The sequence below is a fragment of the Oryzisolibacter propanilivorax genome (genome assembly GCF_900103645.1).
Lineage (GTDB): Bacteria > Pseudomonadota > Gammaproteobacteria > Burkholderiales > Burkholderiaceae_C > Melaminivora > Melaminivora propanilivorax.
In genome coordinates this window covers 248,656-271,325 of sequence record NZ_FNHP01000002.1, presented here as the reverse complement: position 1 = coordinate 271,325, position 22,670 = coordinate 248,656, and the positions used below count along the sequence as shown (strand labels likewise).

The window sequence follows — 22,670 nt, the reverse complement described above, 5'->3', positions numbered from 1 at the left end:
TGGAAAGGAGACAAGATGACAGACAAATACCAAGGCGCGAGCGTGCAGACGCTCGTCGATTTCGGCCATGCCTGGAACAGCCATGACATCGACGCCCTGATGTCCTTCATGGCAGATCAGTGCGAGTTCCATGCCGTGGCAGGCCCCGACCTGATGGGACGCAGCTTTGTCGGGCGAGAGGCGGTGCGCGAAGGGTTCCAGCTCGCCTGGCAAACCTTTCCCGACGCGGCCTGGCTCGACGGCGAGCACTTCGTTTCGGGCGATCGCGGTGTATCCGAAACTACCTTCAAGGGCACCAAGGTGGACGGGTCCCGCGTCGAGGCCCGCATGGTGGACATCTTCACATTCCGCGACGGCAAGATCGCAGTGAAGAATGCCTACCGAAAAGACCGGCCAGCGGTCAGCGCGCGATAAAAACCACCCATACCAACAGGAGACAAAAATGACATTTCAAAAGGCCTTCGCGATCCCCCTGGTGGCTGCTGCCTCCATGCTTGCCACTGGTGCCTGGGCCGCCACTTTCAAGGTGGCGGTGGGCGACGCCCAGGGCGGCACCCAGTGGGAGCTGGCGACCAAGTTCAAGCAGTCCTTCGAGCAAAAGACCGGCGGCAAGCACAAGCTGGACCTTTTCCCCAACGGCCAGCTCGGCAGCGAGGAAGACACGGTCAACAACGCCTCCATGGGCACGCTGGACTTTTCCGTCCTGGCCGTGAACAACGTGACGCCGTTCTCGCCTTCAGTGGGCGTGCTGACCCTGCCCTATGTGATCCAGAGCGCTGAAGAGGCCAAGACCATCACGATGGGAGAAATCGGCAAGGAGTTGACCGCCAACACCGTGCGCGATGCCAACGTGCGCATCGTGGGCTGGGCGTACTCGGGTTTTCGCGTGCTGACGAACTCCAAGAAGCCGGTCCGGACCTTGGCCGACCTGCAAGGCCTGAAGATTCGGGTGCCGAAAAACGAAATCATGATCGCCACCTACCAGGCCTGGGGCATCAACCCCACTCCCATGGCCTGGAGTGAAACTTTCACGGCGCTGCAGCAGCGGGTGGTGGACGGGCAGGACAACCCGTACATCACCGTGGCCGCCATGAAGTTCAACGAGGTGCAGAAGTACATCACCAATGTGCGCTATGTGTTTTCGCTGGAGCCGATGATCGTCAGTGAGTCGGTCTTCAAGCGCCAGCCCGCCGACGTGCAGAAAGCCATTCTGGAGGCGGGCAACGAGGCGTCAGAACACAGCTACAAGTGGCTGATGGAGACCGAAGACAAGATCAGGAAGGACCTGACGGCCATGGGCATGCAGATCGACGATGCAGCCAATGGCGAGAAGGAGTTCATCGCCAAGGCCAGCACGGCCGTGTGGCCGAAGTTCTATCAGAGTATTGGTGGCAAGGACAAGCTCGACAAGGTGCTGAAGACGCTGGGCCGCTGATGGCCCGGCCGCGCCGATGCGAACACGCCTACCTGGGCGGCCGCATCGGCGCTTGACGTGTGCGCAGCACCCGCCGTGCCCCTGCTCGCCGGGGGCGGTATGTCCGTACTTGAGAGAAAGCCATGTCCAGCCCTCGCTCCTTCTTGAAATGGCTCAACAACCTGGAAACCATGTTGTGCGAGCTGCTGCTTGCAGCGTTTGTCCTGCTGTTGTTCGCCCAGATCGTCGCTCGCCAAGTCTTTCAGTACTCGATTGCCTGGAGCGAGGAGCTCTCGACCTACATGTTCGTCTGGTTCGCCTACCTGGGTGCCGTGGTGGCGGCCAAGATGTCGGCGCACAACCGCGTCACGTTTCACTTTCAGTTCATGCCCAGGGCGGTCGCACGGTCGATGCAGGTGCTGGCTGACCTGCTGTGGGTGGCGTTCAACAGCTACTTTGTCTACCTGAGCTACGACTTCGTCTTCCATCGCATGAACCTGTTCTGGAAGTCCCAGACGCTGGGCGTGCCGATGAAGTACCTCTACATGATCCTGCCGGTGGCGTTCACGCTCATGTCGGTCCGCATTCTCTACAACGTGTACCTCACCGTATTCAAGGGCGTCGAGCTGATCGATCCCGAAGCGGCGGAAATCGAAAAACTCAAAAGAGAAGCGGCCCAGGCGGAAGCCTGAGAGCCGAGGAGACAACCATGGAAAACTACGTGGTCGAACTGCTGTTCGGCGGCTTCTTCCTGCTGCTGATCATGGGAACGCCGATCGCGGTCGCGCTTGGTGGCGCGGCAATGGCGGCGTACCTGGCGCTGGACAAGGACCCCATCACCCTGGTGCAGATCGCGTTCACCTCGGTGGGCAGTTTCCCGCTCATGGCGCTACCCGCATTCGTGCTCGCAGGGGCCTTGATGGAGGCCGCGGGCATTTCCCGGCGCCTGGTGGACATTGCCGAAGCCATGGCTGGGCCAATTACCGGCGGGCTGGGGGCTGCCACTGTCCTGGCATGCCTGTTCTTCGGTGCAATCTCAGGTTCAGGCCCGGCCACCACGGCGGCGGTCGGGATGCTGATGATCCCGGCGATGGTCAAGCGGCGTTACGACCGTGCCTACGCATCGGCCGTGACGGCGGCGTCGGGTGGGTTGGGCATCATCATTCCTCCCTCGATCCCGATGGTTATTTTTGGCATCTCGGCATTGGGCATGGCCCCGCCGACGGAGGCGGTCGAGAAGTTCGGCCAGTTCGATTCCCTGTCAATTCCCAAGTTGTTCATTGCCGGCGTGATCCCGGGACTGGCCATGGCCTCCGGCCTGCTGCTGTTGAACTACCTGATCTCGCGCCGCCGCGGCTACCGTGGGCTGACCGACTCCTGGTCTGGCGGCGACATCGGCACCGCGTTGCGCAAGGGGGCCTGGTCGGCGCTGGCGCCGGTGATCATCCTGGGTGGCATCTACGCCGGCCTGTTCACCCCCACCGAGTCGGCCATCGTGGCAATCTTCTATACGCTGTTCGTGGGCGTCTTTGTGCACCGCGAACTGAAGTTCAAGGCGACGCTGAAAGCCCTGCGCACCACCACCTGGATCACGGGCCGTGTGCTGCTGATCCTGTTCACGGCCACCGCCTTCGGGCGGCTGCTGGTCGAGACGCGCATCCCTGCGCTGGTGGCCGGCTCGATGCTGAGCATGACCGACAACATCTATGTGGTGTGGTCCCTGATCATCCTCTTTCTGCTCTTCGTGGGCATGTTCATGGAAACGCTGGCCGCCATCATGATCTTGGTGCCGGTGTTGCTGCCGGTGATGTACACCATGGGCGCGGACCCCACGCACGTGGGCATCGTGGTGATCTGTGCGCTGTCGATCGGCTTTCAGACGCCACCGCTGGGCGAGAATCTGTTCGTGGCCTCGGGCATCGGCGGGGAACCGGTCGAGCGCATCGTGGTGCGTGTCATGCCCTTTGTGCTCATCTCGACCGTGATGGTTTTCCTGATCGCCTTCTTCCCGCAGCTCTCGCTTTGGCTGCCCAGGCTGATGGGCTACTGATCGGCACGCATGGCCTGGAGCACCTGGGCCAGCTCTGCGATGCCCTGCTCGATGGCGTCGCAGGGAATGGATTGATAACCAAGGCGGATGAAGTTACCTGGTGGCTCGTTGGCCACGAAGAACACGTCGCCCGGCTCGATCAGCACATCGCGCTCGGCGGCGCGGCAGGCCAGGTCGGCGGCCCGGATATCGTCCGGAATGCGCACCCAGATGGAGCCACCGCCGCTCACGGGAACCGGGCGGCATTCGGGAAGATGCCTGGCCAGTGCGGACATCAGCACGGCGTGGCGCTCTTTTTGCGCCTGTGCGAGCCGGCGGAGCTGGGCATCGTTGTGTCCCAGCGAGATGAACAGCGCCAGCGCGCGCTGGATGAAGGTAGAGGGGTGGCGCAGCATCAGGCGACGCAAGGCGCGCAATTGCTCTATCAGCTCGGGCGCGGCCACGATGTAGCCGATGCGAAGGCCAGGGGCCAGGCTCTTGGAGAGGCTGCCGATGTAGATCACCCGATCGTTTCGGTCCAGGCTCTTGAGGGCGGGGATGGGGTCGCCGTCAAAGCTGTTCTCGCTCTCGAAGTCGTCCTCGATGATGACGAAGTCATCTTGTTCGGCCCGCTCCAGCAGCGCTTCTCGGCGGTGCCGTGGCATGGTGACCCCGGTAGGGCACTGGTGGCTGGGTGTCGTGTAGACGTAGTCCATGGAGCGCAGGCTGTCGCTCAAGGGCAAGCCGTCCTCGTTCACAGGCAGCGCAATGATCTGGGAGGTGCGGCAGCTGAATATATTGCGCGCATCGGGATAGCCCGGGTCTTCAATGGCCACATAGATGCCTTCGCGCATCAGCAGGTCTGCCACCATGTACAGCGCGTGCTGCGCCCCCACGGTGATCATGAGCTCATCGCTGGAGGCCCAGACGCCGCGGCGTGGCAGCACCTTGGTCTGGATCTGCTGGATGAGCAATTCATCGTCACGCGTGATCTGGTCGGGCGCCCACTCGCGGATGTCCAGAGCGCTCAGGGCCTTCATGCAGCATTCGCGCCAGGCGGCGGTAGGGAACAGGTCCTTGTCGAATTGCCCGTACAGAAAGGGGTAGCGATAAGACTGCCAGTCTGGCGGCTTGGAAATGCTGCGGTGGGAATTGGGCTGCAGGCAGAACCTGCGTGACCAGTCGGTCGGGCGACGCGGGGTGTCGAGCGGCAGGCTCTCGTCTCGTCCCACCTGCCCCTTGAGCATGTCCGGATTGACGAAGTGCCCCTTGCGCTGGCGGCTGATCAGCAGCTCTTCCTCGGCAAGCTGCTGGTAGGCCAGCACGACCGTGATACGTCCCACCTCCAGCTGCTCGGCCAGCTCTCTGCTGGAAGGAACCGCCTCCCCGGGAGGCAGCACGCCGGAATGGATGGCGTCGACCATCATAGCGCGGATCTGTCCTTGAAGGCTCAGGCCGTCTCGCCGGGAGCGACGGAACAACTCGTTCCACATGGCACCAATGACTTTTTGCGGCATCCGTTCAGGGGCCAGGGAGCTACAGGGGGCAGCGCCGCGCCTGTCCCCAGCGCCCTACCGCTTCCTCCCATGGCAAGAAAAACACAAAGGCGACGAAGGATACAGGAGCGCCCATCGGCCAGGCCCGGGCGCAGGCAGGGCAGACACTGTGGAGTGGCGGCTCAGGTGCGCGACAGCCAGTTGGAAAATACCAGTCCCGTTCCCGCCAGGATCAGCAGGCTGGCCGCCAGGCGCGTGGTCAGGTAGGGAGACAGGTTCAACGGGTAGCGCCGCTGCAGCTCCTGCACCAGAAACACGATCGGCATGGACAGGAAGATATACAACAGGGATCGCCAAGTGAAGTTGCCCGACGCACCGATGACACCCAGCCGGGCCAGCTGCCCGATGGCGAACAAGAGGAACAGGCTCTGGTGGATCACCCGCAGCGCGATCGGTTGCCGGTAAAGCAGGTACACCAAAGGCGGCCCGGCGGCCGAGAACAACCCGCCCATCACCCCGGCCAGCAAGCCCGTCACGCGAAAGGCGCCTCTGGAAGAAACCTGGCGCCAGGGCACGGGATTGCCCAGCATGGCCAGCGCCGTCAGCCATATGACCCCGCCCAGAACGTACTTCAGTACATACAGCGCCTGCCCACTGAGCCACAGCAGCAAAGCGGCCCCTGCCACCACGCCGGCAATGCTGGGCCAAATCGCCGGGCGCACCACGCGCCACTCATGGCCCAGCGGGTGGGCACGGAAATACGCCAGTGCCTGGATCAGCGTGATGACGCAGATCGCATTGGTGACTTCGTCCAGAGGAACCAGATCAAAGGTGCTGATGAGGCCGATGAACAGCAGCGAAAAGGCAAAGCCGGTGATCACCTGCACATAGGAGGCCAGCGCCATGCACAGGGCCACCCCCAACCAACTCAGCCAGGTCAAGCCGAAGATCGACATGCTCCGCCTTTCTGCTGTCCAGGGTGATGCCTGAATGCCGCGCAGCAACCCATTTCCGCCTGCCGCGAGGTCAGTAATGGCTGCGCAGCCCGATCGCCACGAGCACGAATACGGCCATCCACAGGGTTTCCACAAGCAGCAGCAGGAAGGGCCGCCAGCCCGCGTTGGCCAGCTGTGCAAAAGAGGTCTTCATGCCCAGCGCCGCGATGGCCAGCACCAGGCAGCCACGGGAGAGATCGCCCAGCGAATGCTGCGTGGCCGATGGCATCCAGCCGGCCGAGTTCAAAACCACCAGCGCCACGAAAACCCAGAGGAACCAGGGCACCAGCGGCGGCTTCTTCGCGACCGACTCGTCAGTGGCAGCCTCGCGCTGGCGCTTGAACACGCTGGAAACCACCACCACCACCACGGCCAGCATCGACACCCGGAAAAGCTTGACGATGGTGGCGTAGTCTCCCGTGGCCTGGTCAATGGTGTAACCCGCACCCACCACCTGAGCCACGTCGTGGATCGTGCCGCCAATGAACAGGCCTGCCAGCTCCGGCGGCAGGTGCAACAGCTTGGCCACCAGTGGGTACAGCACCATGGCAACGGTGGACAGCACGGTCACGGTCACCACCACCATGAGGGTGAAGCGATCGCTGTGCTTGTCGCGTGGCAATACGGCGGAGATGGCTAAGGCAGCGGAGGCGCCGCAAATGGCCACCGACCCTCCCGAGAGCACGCCCTGCGGCCGGGTCATGCCCAGGCGCCGGCCCAGGCAGGCTCCGCACAGCAGCGTGGTGACGACGGCAGCGATCACGATCAGCGCCGTCGCCCAGCCCAGGCCCGCGATCTGCGAGGCGGTGATGCGCGCCCCCAGCAGGCCCACGCCCAGCCGCAGGACGCCGCGGGCGCAGAACTCGATGCCTGGCCTGGTCTTGGCATCCTGGCTCAGGAAATGGAAGGCCACGCCGAAGAACAGCGCATACAGCAGTTGCGGGCCGCCGTGCAGCGTGGACACGAAGGTGGCGGCCAACGCCACCACCGCCGCCAGCGCGGTGCCCGGCAGCAGATTCAGGACGGGCTCCAACCGGTAGCCCGGCGCCAGCCAGGAATTGGACTGCTTCATGACCGGAGGCGAGGTTTTCATGCGCCGCTCCCAGTTGCGACATCCGTACGGCTGCGCAGCACGGCCAGTGCGCAGGAGGCGATGCGGCTGGCCACGGAGTCGGAGCGGCTGGTCAGGATGACGGGCACTTTCATGCCCAGGGCCAGGCCCGCGCATTCGGCATTCGCCATGTAGACGAGCTGCTTGTAGACCATGTTGCCGGCTTCCAGGTTGGGCACCAACAGAATGTCGGGCTCGCCGGCCACGCTGGAGACGATGCCCTTGTTGCGCGCCGACGCCAGCGAAATGGCGTTGTCATAGGCCAGCGGGCCATCGAAGACCCCACCCTGGATCTGTCCACGGTCTGCCATCTTGCACAGTGCTGCGGCGTCGATGGTGCCCGGGATGGCAGGGTTGACCGTCTCCACCGCAGACAGCACGGCCACCCGCGGGCGGGCGATGCCGATCGCCTGGGCCAGCTCGATGGCGTTTTGCGCGATGTCCCGCTTGTCCATTAGCGCAGGCGTGATGTTGACCACGCAGTCGGTCATCAGCAGCGGGCGATTGAAGCCCGGTACGTCCAGCACGAAGACATGGCTGACGCGACGCTCGCCGCGCAGCGCGGCCTCCTTGGCCATGGCTGCGCCCAGAAGCTCGTCGGTATGCAGGCTGCCCTTCATCAGTGCAGCTGCCTGGCCATCGCGGCACAGGGCAACGGCTTGCGCGGCCGCAGCGCGCGGTGCATCCGGCGTGTCGTGGATGCGCAGGGCCGCCGCATCCAGCCCCGCCTGCTGCGCCGCCGCCAGGACACGCGCGCGTGGGCCGACGAAGATGGGATCGATGAGGCCCGCCTGCGCCGCCTCGCAGGCCGACTGCACGGACGTAGCGTCGCAGGGATAGGCCACGACCACCGGTAGCGGCCCCAATGCGCGTGCACGGGCCAGCAGGTGGTTCAAATGCGGGCGTGGCGTGTTGCCGGTCCCGGCGTCTGCGGTGCCGGCGTCGGTGAGTGCTGCGTGGTCCATTGGAGATTCCCGGTGCGTGGAGAAGTCATGCGTCCCGCGCCGAGGCGCAGGGCGTGGGCTCAGTACATGGGCGTCAGACGTAGTCCTTGTACTTTTCGAGGAAGCGCACGGGCTTGCTCAACGCATCACGGCGGAACGGGTCGCCCAGCTCGCGTGTGCACATGATCTCGATCACGCAGGTCTTGCGCTCGTTCATCTGCATGTCAATGGCCTTCTCCAGCGCCGGCCCTACATCTTCCAGGCGGTCCACGACGATGGCTTCCGCGCCCATGGCCTTGGCGATGCCCGCGAAGCTCTCGCTTTCGAGCTCGCCCGCCACGAAGCGGCGGTTGTAGAAGTCCACCTGGTTCTTTTTCTCCGCACCCCATTGGCGGTTGTGGAACACCACCGCGGTCACCGGGATGTCGTGGCGCACGGCCGTCATGATTTCCACCATGCTCATGCCCCAGGCGCCGTCACCCGCGTAGGCAATGGCCGGACGGTCGGGTGCGGCGCACTTGGCGCCAATGATGGTCGGCAGGGCGTAGCCGCAGTTGCCGAAGCTCATGGGCGCGAAGAAGCTGCGCGGCTCGTCGAAGCGCAGGTAGCTGTTGGCCACCGAGTTGATGTTGCCGATGTCAGTGGACACCATCACGCGCGGGGGCATGGCCTTTTCCAGCTCGCGCAGCACCTGGCGCGGATGCAGGTAGGTGCCGCCGGTGGGCGTGCGCTCACCCTTCGATTCCTCGATCATGTCCAGGCTGAACGGATCACGCTCATGCGTCCATTCGTCCAGCTCTTTCTCCCAGGCATCCTTTTCCGCCTTGATGGTCGTCGCGCGTTCGGCCTTGGTGGCATCGCAGGCCAGGGTCTTGCCGTCCAGGCGGGCGGTCAGCGCCGTGGCCACGGCCTTGGCGTCGCCGTGGATGCCCACCGAGATCTTCTTCACCAGGCCCAGGTTGGTGTGGTCGGCTTCGACCTGGATGATCTTGGCATTCTTCGGCCAGTAGTCCATGCCGTGCTGGGGCAGCGTGCCGAAGGGACCCATGCGCGAGCCCAGCGCGATCACCACGTCGGCCTGGGCGATCAACTTCATCGCCGCCTTGGAGCCCTGGTAGCCCAGCGGGCCGGCCCACAGCGGGTGCTTGGCGGGGAAGGCATCGTTGCGCAGGTAGCCCGTCACCACCGGGGCGCCCAGACGCTCGGCCAGCAGCTTGCATTCCTCCACGGCGTCGCCCATGACCACGCCGCCGCCGGCCAGGATCACGGGAAACTTGGCACTGGCCAGCAGCTCGGCGGCGGCATTCAGACTGTTTTCACCACCCGCGCCGCGCTCCACGCGCATGGGCTTGGGGATCTCGCACTGGATCTCGCCGTAGAAATAGTCGCGCGGAATGTTGAGCTGGGTCGGGCCCATTTCCGACATGGCGCGGTCAAAGCAGCGGCCGGTGAACTCGGCCATGCGCTTGGGGTTGCACACATGGCCCTGGTACTTGGTGAACTCCTGGAACATCGGCAGCTGGTTGGCTTCCTGGAAGCCGCCCAGGCCCATGCCCATAGTGCCGGTCTCGGGCGTGATGATGACCACCGGGCTGTGCGCCCAGTAGGCCGCCGCGATGGCCGTCACGCAGTTGCTGATCCCAGGGCCGTTCTGGCCGATGGTCACGCCATGGCGGCCGGAGACACGCGCATAGCCGTCGGCCATGTGTGCGGCACCCTGTTCATGCACCACGGGAATTAGACGGATGCCGGCCGGGGCGAAGATGTCCATCGCATCCATGAAGGCCGAACCCATGATGCCGAACATCTCGGTCACGCCGTTGGCGACCAGGGTTTCCACGAAAGCCTCCGATGGGGTCATCTTCTGGATGCCCTCGGCCACCATACGATTTGCGGGTGCAGTCATCGCTATCTCCTTGTAAAAATGGAACCGAATGTTCCGTAAAAACAAATTGTTGAGCGAAGTTTAGGGGGCAACACGCCTCAACGTCAAGAAATTACTTTTTTCGGAACAAATTGACTCGAAAAAAGAAACTTTATATGATTGAAGCCGCCATGAAAGACGCCACGAACCACGTAACTCCCCGGTTGGACGGCGACACGCCCAACCTGCGGTTATTCGCCTTGCTGGAGGTGATTGCGCAGCAGGATGCGCCCTTCACCCTGCAGGCCATGGTCGAGGAGACGGGCCTGCCCAAGCCCACGCTGCATCGCATGCTTCAGCAGCTGGAAGGCGCGGGCATCCTGCAGCGCGACGGCAACGGCCGTCACTACGGCACCGGGCGGCGGCTGATGCGCCTGGCCGAGAGCGTGCTGCTGAACAACACTACCTACGGTGCGCGGCACGCGGTGCTGCGCAAGCTGGTCGAGGAGGTCGGCGAGAGTTGCAACATCACGGCCTTCTCCAGCGGCGAGGTGCTCTACCTGGACCGTGTGGAAACGGCAGCGCCGCTGCGGTTCTATCTGCACCCAGGCTCGCGCGTGCCCGCCCATTGCTCGGCCACGGGCAAGCTGTTCCTCAGCCAGATGGCGCCCTCGCAGCGCCGCCGCCTGCTGGCCGCCGTGCCACTGGAAAAGTTCACCCACAACACACACACCAGCCACGAAAGCCTGGAGCAGGAACTGGAGCAGGTGCGCAGCCTGGGCTACGCCTTCGACAACGAGGAGTTCCTGCCCGGGCTGCTGTGCCTAGGGGTGCTGGTGCCTGCTGCGCAAGGCCACTCCAACATGGGCCTGGCCGTCCAGGCGCCGGTGATGCGATTTTCGCGCGAGAAGGCCCTGGCTATGCTCCCAACCCTGCGCCAAGCCGCCGAAGCCATGGCGCGCATCAGCGATGAAGTCCCTCCTGGGGTGCCCGACGATGACTGACCTTGCCTACCTGCAACCGACCCAGCGCGTGAACGTGCGCGAGGTGTTCGGCATCGATGCCGACATGACCGTGCCCGCCTTTGCCGAGCGCGATGGACATGTTCCCGAGCTGGACCGTGCCTACCGCTTCAATCCCCAGGCGACACTGGCTATCCTGGCGGGGTTCGCGCACAACCGGCGCGTGGTGCTGCAGGGGCTGCACGGCACGGGCAAGTCCACCCACATCGAGCAGGTGGCCGCTCGCTTGAACTGGCCCTGCGTGCGCGTGAACCTAGACGGCCACATCAGCCGCCTGGACCTGGTAGGCAAGGACGCCATCGTGCTGCGCGACGGCCAGCAGGTCACCGAGTTCCAGGAAGGCATCCTGCCCTGGGCACTGCAGCGGCCCATGGCCATGGTCTTCGACGAATACGATGCCGGGCGCCCGGACGTGATGTTCGTCATTCAGCGGGTGCTCGAACGCGAAGGCAGCTTCACCCTGCTGGACCAGAAGCGTGTGATCCAGCCGCACCCGTGCTTTCGACTGTTCGCCACCATGAACACGCTGGGGCAGGGCAACCTCAGCGGGCTGTACCACGGCACCCAGTTGCTCAACCATGCCCAGCTCGACCGCTGGAACCTGGTGACCTCGCTGGACTACCTGCCGCCAGCCGAGGAGGCCGCCATCGTCCTGGCGCGCGTACCGGCGCTGGACACCGAGCAGGGCCGGCGGCAGGTGCGCGCGATGGTGGCGCTGGCCAGCCTCACGCGCAAGGGCTTTGCCGTGGGCGACCTCTCGCTGCTCATGTCGCCGCGCACCGTGATCACCTGGGCCGAGAACACCGAGATCTTCCAAAACCTGGATGTGGCCTTCCACCTGTCGTTTCTGAACAAGTGCGAGCCGGCCGAGCGCGGCATCGTCGCCGAATACTTCCAGCGCTGCTTCGATGCCGAGCTGCAGGCATGGGCCGAGCCCGACATGGCCCTGCACCATGCCCTCTGAGGCGGCCGCGGCGCTTACCCGGGTCGAAGGCCTGTGCGGCGCGCTGGTGCGTGCCCTCACAGGCGACGGCACGCTGCAGTGGAGCAGCCAGACTCTGTACCAGGGCACTGAAGTGGTGCCGCTGTGCGCCGCCCATCAGGGCGACGTCTCCATGGCCCTTCCCGACCAGCGCGCTCTGCTGGACGGCGCCGCGCTGCGCCTGCGCTGGAGCGACGCGGCGCTGCATGCCCGGCATGCGCCGGCCGAACCCGTGGAGCGGCTGGTGTATGAGCTGCTGGAGCAGCTGCGCACCGAAAGCCTGGCACCGTCCGACTGGCCCGGGGTGCGGCACAACCTGAGCGCGCGGTTCCTGCGCTGGTGCCATGCGTTCGCCGATTCCGGGCTGACCGAAACCAGCCTGGGCATCCTGTTGTTCACGGTGGCGCTGACGGCCTGGACGCGGCTGACCGGCAACGAGGTGCCGGACACCCTGTCCGACCTGGTGGAAGCCACCCGCGCCAACATCGCGCCCGATATCGGTGGCCTGCTGGCAGCGCTTCGCCGCCACCGTGCGGACCAGGCCGCGTTCATTCCCCACGCGCTGGCCCTGGGCCAGTGGGTCGGGCAGGCGGTGCGCTCCGCCCAGGCCGAAGTGCCCAACGGCTCGGCCCGGGCCCGTCGGCGCCAGGGCTTCGCCCTGCGTTTGCACTTCGACGCCCCGCAGGCCCCGCCGCCACCCGTGGCCACCAGCGGCGTGAGCCGCAGCTGGGACGCTACCGCGCAGCAATACCGCGTCTTCACCCGCGCCTATGACCGCGAGGCCGACGCGTCCGCCCTGGTGCGCGCTGCCCAGCTGGCTGAATTCCGTGCCCGGATGGACCAGGAGGTGATCAAGGGCGGGTTCAATGTTCCGCGCCTGGCGCGCCGCCTGCACCGTGCCCTGGCGGTACCGCGGCGCAGCGGCTGGCGCTTCGGCCAGGAGGAGGGCGTGGTCGACGGCAGCCGGCTGGCGCAGCTGGTGAGCGACCCGCAGTACAAGGCCATCTTCAAGGACGAGCAGCAGCGCCCCGCCACGGAATGCGCCGTGGCGCTGCTGCTCGACTGCTCGGGCTCCATGAAGGCGCATGCGCCTGCCGTCTCCATCCTGGTGGATGTGCTGGGACGGGCCTTGGACATGGCCGGGGTGGCGGTGGAAGTGCTGGGATTTTCGACCGGCGCCTGGAACGGTGGCCGTGCCCGGCGGGACTGGCAGCGTGCTGGTTGCCCCGAATTCCCGGGGCGGCTCAACGAGCAGCTGCACCTGGTCTTCAAGGCGGGTACGCAGGCTTGGCGGCGCGGACGCCATGGCATCGCGGCGTTGCGTCGCCCGGACCTGTTCCGCGAAGGCATGGATGGCGAGGCCGTGGAGTGGGCCTGCCAGCGTCTGCTCCAGCTGCCCGCGCAGCGGCGCATCCTGATGGTGGTGTCCGACGGCTGCCCGATGGACACCGCCACGCACCAGTGCAACGACGAGCACTACCTCGACCAGCACCTGCGGCAAGTGGTGGACGCCCACAGCAGGGGTGGCCAGATCGACATCTGCGGCTTGGGCGTAGGCCTCGATCTCGGGTTGTTCTACCGGAGGCGCCTGGCCCTGGACCTGAAGGAGCACCTGGACGACGCCAGCCTCGACAGCGTCGCCAGCATGCTGGTGGCTGCGCCGCACCACACGCGCTGAAGTCTCCGGCGGCCCGGCGCAAGTCGCTGGCCATATGCGGCAGGTACTTAGCTTGCCGCTGCGTGTTTTTCAGTGAAATCTGCCTCTGGCCCTTGATTGGCAAGGGCCATGCGCTCACTTTTTCATATCAGAATGCTGCCAGGTGGTCGGCGCCAGCCAGTACTTGAAGGTGCCGCTGGCCGTGGCCAGCACCTGGCCGTGCTCGTCCAGCAGCTGCGCGGCGCAGCTGCACAGGCTGCGGCTGGCGTGCACCACCCAGCCCTCGGCCTGCAGCAGGCCGCGCGCCGGGCGGTGGAAGCGGCTGGACATCTCCACCGTCACGGCGGTGCGCGAGGGCGCCTCGGGCCGCTCGCCGGCGGCGCGCGACATGGCCGAGTCCAGCAGCGTCATGACCACGCCGCCGTGCGCGGCCGGCAGCTGGTTGAGCAGCTCCTCGCGCAACTGCGGCAGGCGCAGGTGCACGCGCCCGGCCGGCGCCGGCACCTGCACGGCGCCCAGCAGGCGCAGAAAGGCGCTGCGCTCGGCCGCACCGGGCGGCTGCCCGGTCATGCGCCGCGTGCCGCGCGTGCCATGCCGCGGGCGATGATGAGCTGCTGTATCTGCGTCGTGCCCTCGTACAGGCGGAACAGCCGCACGTCGCGGTAGAAGCGCTCGATGCCGTACTCGGCCATGTAGCCGGCGCCGCCCAGGATCTGCACCGCGCGGTCGGCCACGCGCCCGCACATCTCGGTGGCGAACATCTTGGCGCACGACGCCTCCACCGCCACCTCGCGGCCGTCGTCGCGCCGGCGCGCGGCATCCAGCGTCATGCACTCGGCGGCGTACAGCTCGGCCTGGCTGTCGGCGAGCATCGCCTGCACCAGCTGGAAGTCGCTGATCGGCTGGCCGAACTGCTTGCGCTGCAGCGCGTAGTCCAGCGCGTCGCGCAGGATGCGCGTGGCCACGCCCACGGCCACGGCGGCGATGTGGATGCGGCCCTTTTCCAGCACCTTCATGGCGGTCTTGAAGCCGCGCCCCTCCTGCAGGCCGATCAGGTGGGACGCGGGCACGCGCACGTTGTCGAAGATCACGTCGCAGGTGTGCGCGCCGCGCTGGCCCATCTTCCGGTCATATTTGCCGAAGCTGATGCCCGGCGAGCGGGCATCGACGATGAACGCCGACACCCCGCCGGCGCCCTTGTCCCGCGGGTCGGTGCGCGCCATCAGCGTGAAGACGCCGGCGTGCGGGGCATTGGTGATGTAGCGCTTGGTGCCGTTGACGATGTAGTCATCGCCGTCGCGGATGGCGGTGGTGCGCAGCGAGGCGGCGTCCGAGCCGGCCTCGGGCTCGGTCAGCGCGAACGAGGCGATGAGTTCGCCGCTGGCCAGCCGAGGCAGCCACTGCGCCTGCTGCTCGGGCGTGCCGTCCATCAGGATGCCCTGCGAGCCGATGCCCACGGTGGTGCCGATGACCGAGCGGAACGCCGGCGCCGTCTGGCACAGCTCTAGCAGCACGCGGCATTCCTCCTCCATGGTCAGCTCCAGCCCGCCGAAGCGCTCGGGGATGGTCATGCCGAACAGGCCCAGCTCGCGCATTTCCTGGACGATGGCGGGCGGGATCTCGTCGGTCTCGGCCACCTCGTTCTCGGCCGGCACCAGGCGTTCGCGCACGAAGCGGCGCACGCTGTCGAGCAGCGCTTGCAGGGTCTCGGGGTCGCGGATCATCGCCGGGCGTCTCGTGTTGATGGTGAAGGGGTCAGAGCGTCTCGGCCGTGCCCAGGACGGCCGTGGCCTGGCTGGACAGGGTGCCGCCGTTGCCGTGCACCACGGCGGTGCGCGCGCGCTCCAGCTGGCGCCGGCCGGCCTCGCCGCGCAGCTGCCGCACGGCCTCGATCAGCGCGAAGATGCCGTACATGCCCGGGTGCACGCACGACAGGCCGCCGCCGTTGGTGTTCACCGCCAGCCGCCCGCCCGGGGCGATGGCGCCGCCCTGCACGAAGGGGCCGCCCTCGCCCTTGGCGCAAAAGCCCAGGTCCTCCAGGAACAGCAGGGTGTTGATGGTGAAGGCGTCGTACAGCTGCGCCATGTCCATGTCGGCCGGCCGCAGCCCGGCCATGGCGAAGGCCTGCGCGCCGGACTGCGCGGCCGCGGTCACGGTCAGGTCGGGCATGCACGAGATCTGCCGGTGCCACACCGCCGTGGCGCTGCCCAGCACGTACACCGGCGGCCGGGGCAGGTCGCGCGCGCGTTCGCCGCGCACCAGCACGATGGCGCCGCCGCCATCGGTCACCAGGCAGCAGTCGCGCACGGTGAGCGGGCTGGCGATGGGGCGCGCGGCCAGCACCTCGTCCACGCTGAGCGGGTCGCGCATGAAGGCCTCGGGGTTGAGCTGGGCCCAGGCGCGCGCGGCCACGGCGACCTCGGCCAGCTGCGCCCGCGTGGTGCCGAATTCGTGCATGTGCCGCGCCGCCGCCAGCGCATAGGCGGTGACGGGCAGCACCGGCTCGTACGGATGCTCGTAGGGCTGCGGGTCCAGGAAGCGGCGCGCGGCCACGCTTTCCTTGCGCCCGAAGGTGGCCGTGCGCTGCGCGCTGCCGTAGCACACCAGCACCGCGTTGCACTGCCCGGCCTGCAGCGCGCGCACCGCTGGCAGCAGGTGGGCGATGAAGCTGGAGCCGCCCAGCATGGTGCTGTCCACGTAGGTCGGGTTCAGGCCCAGGTGCTCGATGACCGGCAGCGCCCACATGCTGGCGTTGACGCTGCAGGTGGCGATGCCGTCGATGTCCTGCATGGTCAGGCCGGCGTCGTGCACCGCGGCTTGCGCGGCGCGCGCCAGCAGCGCCATGTCGTCCATGCCGGGCGCCTCGCCGCAGCCGTAGGTGGCGGCGCCGGCGATCGCCACCTGACCGCGCAGCGGGCGGTTGACGGCGGCGGCGTCCAGGTGCGCTGCGGGAATGCGCGTGGTGGCGGTGCTGCTGTTCATGCCGCACCTCCCGACGTGGCAGCGGACGCGCGCGGATCGCGCAGCGGCGCGAACAGCACCAGCCCGCGGCCCTCGCGGCTGCCGACGTAGGCGTGCACGCGCTGGCCGATGCATACCGCGTCGGGCGCGACGCCTTCGACGCGGCTCATCATGCGCACGCCCTCGTCCAGGTCGATCAGCGAGACGTTGTAGGGCCCGCCGGCATCGGCCTTGCGGGCGATGGTCGAGGCCGAATACACCGTGCCCTGGCCGCCCGCGGCCGTCCAGCGCAGCGCGGCGGCGCCGCAGTGCGGACACAGCTCGCGCGGCGGAAAGACGTGCCGCTGGCAGTCCTGGCATTGCTGGAGGCGGAAGCGGCCGGCGTCGAGCTCGGCCTGGTAGTGGGTCTGCGCGGTCATGTGCATGGTGCGTGGAGCATGCCCGCAGCAGTGGCGGGCAGGCAATTAGCCAATGTGAAAGGGTGGGTTCGCACGGCGCGCCGGATGCTATTTTTTATGTAGCTGCAGGCCCTTGCATATAAAGGGCTGGAAGCACTTTTGACCAGAAATCCACGCGGCACCCCGGGCGCGCCCGTCAGCCCGCCTGGATGCCCGCCGTGCGGATCACCCGCGCCCACTTGTCCATCTCCGCGCGCAGGCGCTGGCGCAGCTGCTGCTGCGTGCCGGGGTCGGCCTCGGCGCCGGCGTCCAGCAGGCGCTGGCGCACGGCCGGGTCGTTGAACGCGGTCTGGAAGTCGGCGTTGATGCGCGCCAGCACCGCCGGCGGCGTGCCGGCCGGGGCGAACAGCGCGGTCCAGGAATAGGCCTCGTAGCCGGGCAGGCCGGACTCGGCCACCGTGGGCACCTGCGGCAGCATCGGCGAGCGCTGGCGGCTGGCCACGCCCAGCACCTTCACGCGTCCGCTCTTGATGTGCGGCAGCGCCGTGGGCGCATCGCTGAACATCAACTGCACCTGCCCGCCCAGCAGATCGCTCATGGCCGGCGCGCTGCCCTTGTAGGGGATGTGCTGCAGCCGGGTGCCGGCCTCCATGTTGAACAGCTCGCCGGCCAGGTGCGTGCCGCCGCCGTTGCCCGACGAGCTGAAGCTGAGCGTGCTGTCCGGCTTCCTGGCCAGCGCGATCAGCTCCTGGATGTTGTTTGCCGGCACCGACGGGTGCGCCACCACGAACACCGGGAACAGCGCCGCGAAGCTGATCGGTGCGAAATCCTTCTCGATGTCGTAGGGCAGCTTGCCCATCAGCGCCGGGTTCACGGCGTGGTGGATGGACCCCAGGAACAGCGTGTAGCCGTCCGGCGCCTCGCGCGCGGCGGCGCTGGCACCCACCACGCCACCGGCGCCGGCGCGGTTGTCCACGACGGTGGGCACCTTCCAGACATCGCCCAGCTTCTGCGCCGCGGTGCGGCCGATGGTGTCCACCGGCCCGCCCGGCGGGAACGGCACGATGAAGCGCACCGGCCGGCTCGGCCAGGCGTCGGCGGCCAGCGCCGGCAGGCCGTGCGCGGCCGCGGCCAGCAGGCCGCCGGCGACGAGCTGGCGGCGGGTGGGATGCAGCGGGGAATGGGACATGGAAGGTCTCCTGGGGGTGAATTGGCAGGCCGGGCGGCGCCGCTACAGCTGCAGTGCCTGCTGCTGCAACTGGCGCTTGAGCACCTTGCCGTTGGGACTGGTGGGCAGTTCGGCCAGCACGGCGATGCGCGCCGGCTGCTTGTACGGCGCCAGGCACTGGCGCAGCCGGGCGCGCGCGGCGGCCTCGTCCAGCGTGGCGCCGGGCTGCAGCTCGACGAAGGCGATCACCTCCTCGTTGCCATCGCCGGCGGGCCGCCCGACCACGGCGCTGCGCTGCACGCCCGGCAATTCGTTCAGCGCCCGCTCGACCTCGGCCGGATAGACGTTGAAGCCCGAGCGGATGATCATCTCTTTCAGGCGGCCGACGACGAACAGCGCGCCGTCGACGTGCAGCTCGCCCAGGTCGCCGCTGGCGTACCAGCCGCCCGGGCGCATCGCGGCGGCGGTGGCGGCGGCGTCGCGGAAGTAGCCGTGCATCAGCCCGGCGCCACGGATCCACAGCTCGCCACGCTCGCCCGCGGGCAGTGCCCGGCCGCTGGCCGGATCCGTCACCTGCACCTGCCCGCCCTCGACCGCGTAGCCGACGCTGGTGTCCGTGCGCTGCTCGCCCAGGCGCGTCAGGTGCACCGAACCGGCGTATTCCGACAGGCCGTAGCCGTGGTGCAGCGTCTGGTCGAAGGCCGCCTCGACGCGGTGCTTGAGCGTCGCGTCCAGCGGGCCGGCGCCGGTGTACAGGTAGCGCAGCGCCGGCGCCGGCGGGTGTTCGATGCCGTGCTCCCGCATCCAGGCCAGCAGGCGCGAGAACAGCGCCGGCGGCCCCTGCAGCTGCGACACGCCGTGGCGCGCCAGCGCGTCCAGCAGGTCGGCGGGCTCGAACTGCGGGCGCAGCACCAGCTGCGCGCCGGCGTGCAGCGCCGCCAGCAGCACCGTGGCCAGGCCGAAGACGTGCGTCATCGGCACGAAGGCGTAGCAGCGGTCCTGCTCCCTGAGCGCGCGCGACGCGGCCGAGACGCGGGCGAAGTGCAAGAGCGCGGCGTGCGAGACCATCACCCCCTTGGGCGCGCCGGTGGTGCCGGAAGTGAAGATCAGCGCCGCCACCTCGTCGCACAGCGGCGGCGGCTCGGCGCGGGCCTGCGCGCGCACCGCGCCGTGCTGCATGCCCGGCAGCACGCTGGCCACGCCGGCATGGCGCGCGGCGTGGGCGGCGGCGCTGCCGGAGGCGCTGGCGGTGAAATACAGCACGCGCGCGTCGGCGCTGGCGGCGAAGGCATCGACCTCGGCCGGCGCCATGCGCGCGTTCACGCCGCACGACCAGGCGCCGACCCGGCTGCACGCCAGGATCAGCGCGGCGTGCTCGGGGCAGTTCTCGGCCACCACCAGCACCCGGTCGCCCGCGCGCACGTCCAGGGCGCGCAGTTCGGCCTCGGCGGCGCCGGCGAGCGCGTCCAGGTCGGCGAAGCTCAGGCTGCGCCCGTCCGGCAGGTGCATGAAGGGCCGCTGCCCGCCCTGCGCCAGCTGGTGCTGCAGCAGCTGGTGCAGGCGCGTGGGAGCGCCCATCAGTTGACCACGATGCCCTGGGTCACGGTGGACCACAGGGTGCGCTCGCGGGCGGCGCGCTCGGCCAGCTGCTGCGGACTGCCGGTCCACAGCTCGTAGCCCAGATCCTGCAGGCGCTTTTTCAGCTCGGGCTGGGCCAGCGCGGCGTTGGCGGCGCGGTTCAGCCGCGCCACCTGCTCGGGCGGCAGTTCGCGCGGGCCATACAGCCCGTACCAGCCGCCGACGTCGAAGTCTTTCAGCCCGTCGATGCCGGACTCGGCGACCGTGGGCACGTCGGGCAGCGAGGGGTTGCGCCGCGGCGAGGTGACGGCGATGGCGCGCACCTTGCCGGCGTGGATGTAGCTGCTGGCGGTGCTGATGATGTCCAGCATCATGTTCAGCTGCCCGCCGATCACGTCGGTCATGGCCGGGGCGTTGCCCTTGTACGGGATGTGGTTCAGCTCGATGCCGCTGCGCCGCGCCAGCAGCAGCGCCCCCAAGTGGTTGGAGCCGCCGACCCCGGCCGAACCGTAGGCCAGCTTGCCGGGATGGGCCTTGGCGTGGGCTACCAGTTCCTGCACGTTCTTGTAGGGCTCGCCGTTGTTCACCACCAACACGTTGTAGTAGCTCAGGATGGGTGCCACCGGCGTGAGGTCCCGGGCCGGGTCGAACGGCATCTTGGCCATCACGTTGGGGCTGATGGTGATGGTCGGGCTGGCGGCGAACCACAGTGTCAGCCCGTCGGGCTTGGCGCGTACCACCTCGCTGCCGGCCAGCGTGGCATTGGCGCCGGGCTTGTTCTCGACGATCACCGCGGTGTTCAGTTCCTTGGCCAGCGCCTGGCCGAACAGCCGCGCGCCCTGGTCCACCGGGCCACCGGCGGAATAGCCGACCAGCAGGCGCACGGGCGCGCCGTCCTGGGCGCTGGCGGGCAGGGGCGACAGGGCCAGGGGGGCGCAGGCCAGGACGGCCAGCAAATGGCGGCGCAACAGGGCAGGCATGGTGGCTTCCTTCTCGAAAAAATGAGGAGGCCATGGTGGTCCGAGTCACCCCGGTACGGAATCTGCTTTTGCCAAAGCCGGGGTTTGCCCGGCATTAGCGGGGGTTTACCCTGGATGACGAAGGTTGCGCACAGAAAACGCCCGGTCGCCGCAGCCTTGCCTCAGCCCGGCCCAGGACCGCCGCGGTCCCAGTCGAAGCGCGGCGGCTCCTTGGCCTGGAAGCGGCGCACTGCCTCCAAGTGGTAGGCCGAGCCACGGCACATGGTCTGGGCGTAGGCCTCTAGCTCGGCCATGGCGCGCGCGTCCAGCTCGAAGGACTGGTTCATGATGGTCTTGGCCATGCCGATGGCGGCGCTGGAAGCCTCGCCGAAGCGCCTTGCCAGCGTGCGGGCGGCGGCCTGCAGCGCGTCGCCGTCGGGCAGCACGTCATAGACCAGGCCCAGCTCGCGCGCCTCGGGCGCACCGACGCTGCGGGCGGTGAACACCAGCTCCTTGGCGCGCTGGCGCCCCACGATGCGCGGCAGCAGGTGCATGCAGCCCAGGTCGGGCACCAGGCCGACGCGGCCGAAGGCGGCGCAGAAGGTGGCGCGCTGCGAGGCCAGCACGAAGTCGGCCGCCAGCGCCAGGCTCATGCCGGCGCCGAAGGCCGGGCCGTCGACGGCGGCGATCACCGGCTTTTCCAGGTTCACCAGCTCCGGGAACCAGCGGTGCAGCCCGCGGATGCGCTCGCGCCAGGGCAGGCCGCCGTGCGCCGTGTCCAGCATGTAGGTGATGTCGCCGCCCGAGCAAAAGGCGCCGCCGGCGCCCGTCAGGATGACGCTGTGCACCGCATCGTCGTCGCGCACGCGCGCCACGGCGTCGGCCAGGCCCAGGCGCACGGCCTGGTTCAGCGCATTGCGCGCCTCGGGACGGTTCAGGGTGATGGTGGCGACACCGTCGTCGATGTCGACCAGCACGGCGGAAGGGCTCATGGGAACTCCTGGAATGGGCATGCAATGTGACGCGGACCCGCGCCCGGCAACGACTTCATACTCCCATTTTTGAAACGGCTCAGGTCAGCTCGGCGTGCCCGTGGCTGAGCACCACGGTGCCGCGCTCGGCCACGCGCGCGCGCAGCTGCAGTCGGTGCGCGTCGCCCGGCACGCGCCAGATCTCGGTGACCAGCGTCTCGCCTGGGTAGACCGGCGCGGCGAAGCGGATGTCCAGCGCCTTCAGCCGCGCCGGGTCGCCCTGCGCGCACTGGCGCAGCAGCGCCCAGGCCACCAGGCCGTAGCTGGCCAGACCATGCAGGATGGGACGCTCGAAGCCCGCGCGGCGTGCCACCGCCGGGTCGGCGTGCAGCGGGTTGTAGTCGCCCATCAGGCGGTACAGCAGCGCCGCCTCGGGGCGGGTGGGCTGCTCGTCGCGCCAGTCCGGCGCGCGCTCCCCAGGGGCGGGCGCCAGCGGCGCCAGCGGCGCGTCGCTGGGCTGGGCGCCACCCTGGCTGTAGCCGCCGTCGCCGCGCAGGAAGGTGACCTGCGACAGCGTCGCCAGCAGCTCGCCGGCGCGGCTTTCCAGGCGTCGCTCGCTGACCAGGATGGCGCCCTTGTCCGCGCCCTTGTCGGTCAGGTGCGTGACGCGGGTGTGCCCGACCACGTCGCCGCTGGCGGGCAGCGGGCGGTGCCAGCGCACGCGCTGTTCGCCGTGCAGCAGGCGCACCCAGTCGATGCCGGTGTCGGCCTCGCGCGCCCAGAAACCCGGGTAGCCCAGCACCACGGCCAGCGTGGGCAGGGCGCGCAGGCCGCCTTCCAAGCCCTCGTAGGCGAAGGGCAGCGCCTGCGCGTCCAGCGGGTCGCGCCCCAGCCCCAGGCTGAGGGCGTAGAGCATGCTGTCGCGCTCGTCGTAGCGCTGGTGCACCGGCGCGAAGGCGCGGCGCTTCAGGTAGTGGTAGTCGATGGCCATTTCCGCTTTCCCAATGTTGTGCAGGCGATTACTTCAGTCCCGGGGCGCGACCCACGCCAGCGGACACCGCGTTTTGGGCCGCCCCGCCGCGCTGGCGTCGTCCCCCTTCCCGTAGCGCGCAGCGCGGAGA

21 protein-coding genes are annotated in these 22,670 nt (G+C 68.1%); 7 read left to right on the top strand and 14 right to left on the bottom strand.

The window, feature by feature from the left end; all coding sequences use genetic code 11:
- Positions 1-15: 15 nt before the first annotated feature.
- The 4 genes from BLQ61_RS03970 to BLQ61_RS03955 all read left to right on the top strand — a co-directional run bounded on the left by BLQ61_RS03970 (position 16) and on the right by BLQ61_RS03955 (position 3,464).
- A complete protein-coding gene (locus BLQ61_RS03970) occupies positions 16-414 on the top strand; it encodes a nuclear transport factor 2 family protein (protein WP_091566921.1) in 399 nt (132 codons plus the stop codon).
- Between the two features lie 28 nt (positions 415-442).
- Complete coding sequence (locus BLQ61_RS03965) at positions 443-1,435, top strand: TRAP transporter substrate-binding protein (RefSeq protein ID WP_091566919.1); 993 nt, start codon at positions 443-445, stop codon at positions 1,433-1,435.
- A 122-nt stretch (positions 1,436-1,557) separates the two neighbouring features.
- On the top strand, positions 1,558-2,106 hold the full coding sequence (locus tag BLQ61_RS03960; RefSeq protein ID WP_091566917.1) for a TRAP transporter small permease: 549 nt from the start codon (positions 1,558-1,560) through the stop codon (positions 2,104-2,106).
- A gap of 17 nt (positions 2,107-2,123) precedes the next feature.
- On the top strand, positions 2,124-3,464 hold the full coding sequence (locus tag BLQ61_RS03955) for a TRAP transporter large permease (protein ID WP_091566915.1): 1,341 nt from the start codon (positions 2,124-2,126) through the stop codon (positions 3,462-3,464).
- On the opposite strand, the gene pdxR is transcribed toward BLQ61_RS03955, so the two are convergent.
- The 5 genes from pdxR to xsc all read right to left on the bottom strand — a co-directional run bounded on the left by pdxR (position 3,458) and on the right by xsc (position 9,895).
- Complete coding sequence (gene pdxR / locus BLQ61_RS03950) at positions 3,458-4,936, bottom strand: MocR-like pyridoxine biosynthesis transcription factor PdxR (RefSeq protein WP_091567495.1); 1,479 nt, start codon at positions 4,934-4,936, stop codon at positions 3,458-3,460. The two genes, BLQ61_RS03955 and pdxR, sit on opposite strands and share 7 nt — an antisense overlap.
- 185 nt (positions 4,937-5,121) lie before the next feature.
- On the bottom strand, positions 5,122-5,895 hold the full coding sequence (locus BLQ61_RS03945) for a sulfite exporter TauE/SafE family protein (RefSeq protein ID WP_091566913.1): 774 nt from the start codon (positions 5,893-5,895) through the stop codon (positions 5,122-5,124).
- Between the two features lie 70 nt (positions 5,896-5,965).
- Positions 5,966-7,006, bottom strand: a complete 1,041-nt coding sequence (locus BLQ61_RS03940; protein ID WP_091567493.1) for a YeiH family protein — start codon at positions 7,004-7,006, stop codon at positions 5,966-5,968.
- 17 nt (positions 7,007-7,023) lie between these two features.
- Positions 7,024-8,010 (bottom strand): bifunctional enoyl-CoA hydratase/phosphate acetyltransferase, encoded by a 987-nt coding sequence (locus BLQ61_RS03935; RefSeq protein WP_091566911.1) that lies wholly within the window; start codon positions 8,008-8,010, stop codon positions 7,024-7,026.
- 73 nt (positions 8,011-8,083) lie between these two features.
- Positions 8,084-9,895 carry a sulfoacetaldehyde acetyltransferase gene (gene xsc, locus BLQ61_RS03930; protein WP_091566908.1) on the bottom strand — a complete coding sequence of 604 codons (1,812 nt, stop codon included), beginning with the start codon at positions 9,893-9,895 and terminating at the stop codon, positions 8,084-8,086.
- Positions 9,896-10,029: 134 nt separating this feature from the next.
- Between xsc and BLQ61_RS03925 the strand changes: the two genes are divergently transcribed.
- The 3 genes from BLQ61_RS03925 to BLQ61_RS03915 are packed head-to-tail and all read left to right on the top strand — an operon-like array spanning position 10,030 to position 13,535.
- Positions 10,030-10,857: an IclR family transcriptional regulator gene (locus BLQ61_RS03925; protein WP_091566906.1), complete on the top strand. Its 828-nt coding sequence runs from the start codon at positions 10,030-10,032 to the stop codon at positions 10,855-10,857.
- On the top strand, positions 10,850-11,839 hold the full coding sequence (locus BLQ61_RS03920; protein WP_091566904.1) for an AAA family ATPase: 990 nt from the start codon (positions 10,850-10,852) through the stop codon (positions 11,837-11,839). The genes BLQ61_RS03925 and BLQ61_RS03920 overlap by 8 nt, the downstream gene beginning before the upstream one ends.
- Positions 11,829-13,535: a cobaltochelatase CobT-related protein gene (locus tag BLQ61_RS03915; protein WP_091566902.1), complete on the top strand. Its 1,707-nt coding sequence runs from the start codon at positions 11,829-11,831 to the stop codon at positions 13,533-13,535. Before BLQ61_RS03920 ends, BLQ61_RS03915 begins: the two co-directional genes overlap by 11 nt.
- Before the next feature lie 114 nt (positions 13,536-13,649).
- Here the strand turns inward: BLQ61_RS03915 and BLQ61_RS03910 are convergent, their stop codons facing one another.
- From BLQ61_RS03910 to BLQ61_RS03870, 9 genes are all read right to left on the bottom strand, one after another.
- Positions 13,650-14,084 (bottom strand): PaaI family thioesterase, encoded by a 435-nt coding sequence (locus tag BLQ61_RS03910; protein ID WP_091566900.1) that lies wholly within the window; start codon positions 14,082-14,084, stop codon positions 13,650-13,652.
- Positions 14,081-15,238 (bottom strand): acyl-CoA dehydrogenase family protein, encoded by a 1,158-nt coding sequence (locus BLQ61_RS03905; RefSeq protein ID WP_091566898.1) that lies wholly within the window; start codon positions 15,236-15,238, stop codon positions 14,081-14,083. The genes BLQ61_RS03910 and BLQ61_RS03905 overlap by 4 nt, the downstream gene beginning before the upstream one ends.
- Before the next feature lie 31 nt (positions 15,239-15,269).
- Positions 15,270-16,496 carry a thiolase gene (locus BLQ61_RS03900; RefSeq protein ID WP_091566896.1) on the bottom strand — a complete coding sequence of 409 codons (1,227 nt, stop codon included), beginning with the start codon at positions 16,494-16,496 and terminating at the stop codon, positions 15,270-15,272.
- Positions 16,493-16,900, bottom strand: coding sequence for a Zn-ribbon domain-containing OB-fold protein (locus BLQ61_RS03895; protein ID WP_091566894.1), 408 nt, complete (start codon positions 16,898-16,900; stop codon positions 16,493-16,495). The genes BLQ61_RS03900 and BLQ61_RS03895 overlap by 4 nt, the downstream gene beginning before the upstream one ends.
- Before the next feature lie 169 nt (positions 16,901-17,069).
- Positions 17,070-18,062: a tripartite tricarboxylate transporter substrate binding protein gene (locus tag BLQ61_RS03890; protein WP_091566892.1), complete on the bottom strand. Its 993-nt coding sequence runs from the start codon at positions 18,060-18,062 to the stop codon at positions 17,070-17,072.
- A 42-nt stretch (positions 18,063-18,104) separates the two neighbouring features.
- Positions 18,105-19,619, bottom strand: coding sequence for a class I adenylate-forming enzyme family protein (locus BLQ61_RS03885; protein WP_091566890.1), 1,515 nt, complete (start codon positions 19,617-19,619; stop codon positions 18,105-18,107).
- Positions 19,619-20,599, bottom strand: coding sequence for a Bug family tripartite tricarboxylate transporter substrate binding protein (locus tag BLQ61_RS03880; RefSeq protein WP_091566888.1), 981 nt, complete (start codon positions 20,597-20,599; stop codon positions 19,619-19,621). The genes BLQ61_RS03885 and BLQ61_RS03880 overlap by 1 nt, the downstream gene beginning before the upstream one ends.
- 161 nt (positions 20,600-20,760) lie before the next feature.
- Positions 20,761-21,570 carry an enoyl-CoA hydratase/isomerase family protein gene (locus BLQ61_RS03875; protein ID WP_091566886.1) on the bottom strand — a complete coding sequence of 270 codons (810 nt, stop codon included), beginning with the start codon at positions 21,568-21,570 and terminating at the stop codon, positions 20,761-20,763.
- A gap of 79 nt (positions 21,571-21,649) precedes the next feature.
- Positions 21,650-22,540, bottom strand: a complete 891-nt coding sequence (locus BLQ61_RS03870; protein WP_091566884.1) for a MaoC/PaaZ C-terminal domain-containing protein — start codon at positions 22,538-22,540, stop codon at positions 21,650-21,652.
- Positions 22,541-22,670: the final 130 nt, after the last annotated feature.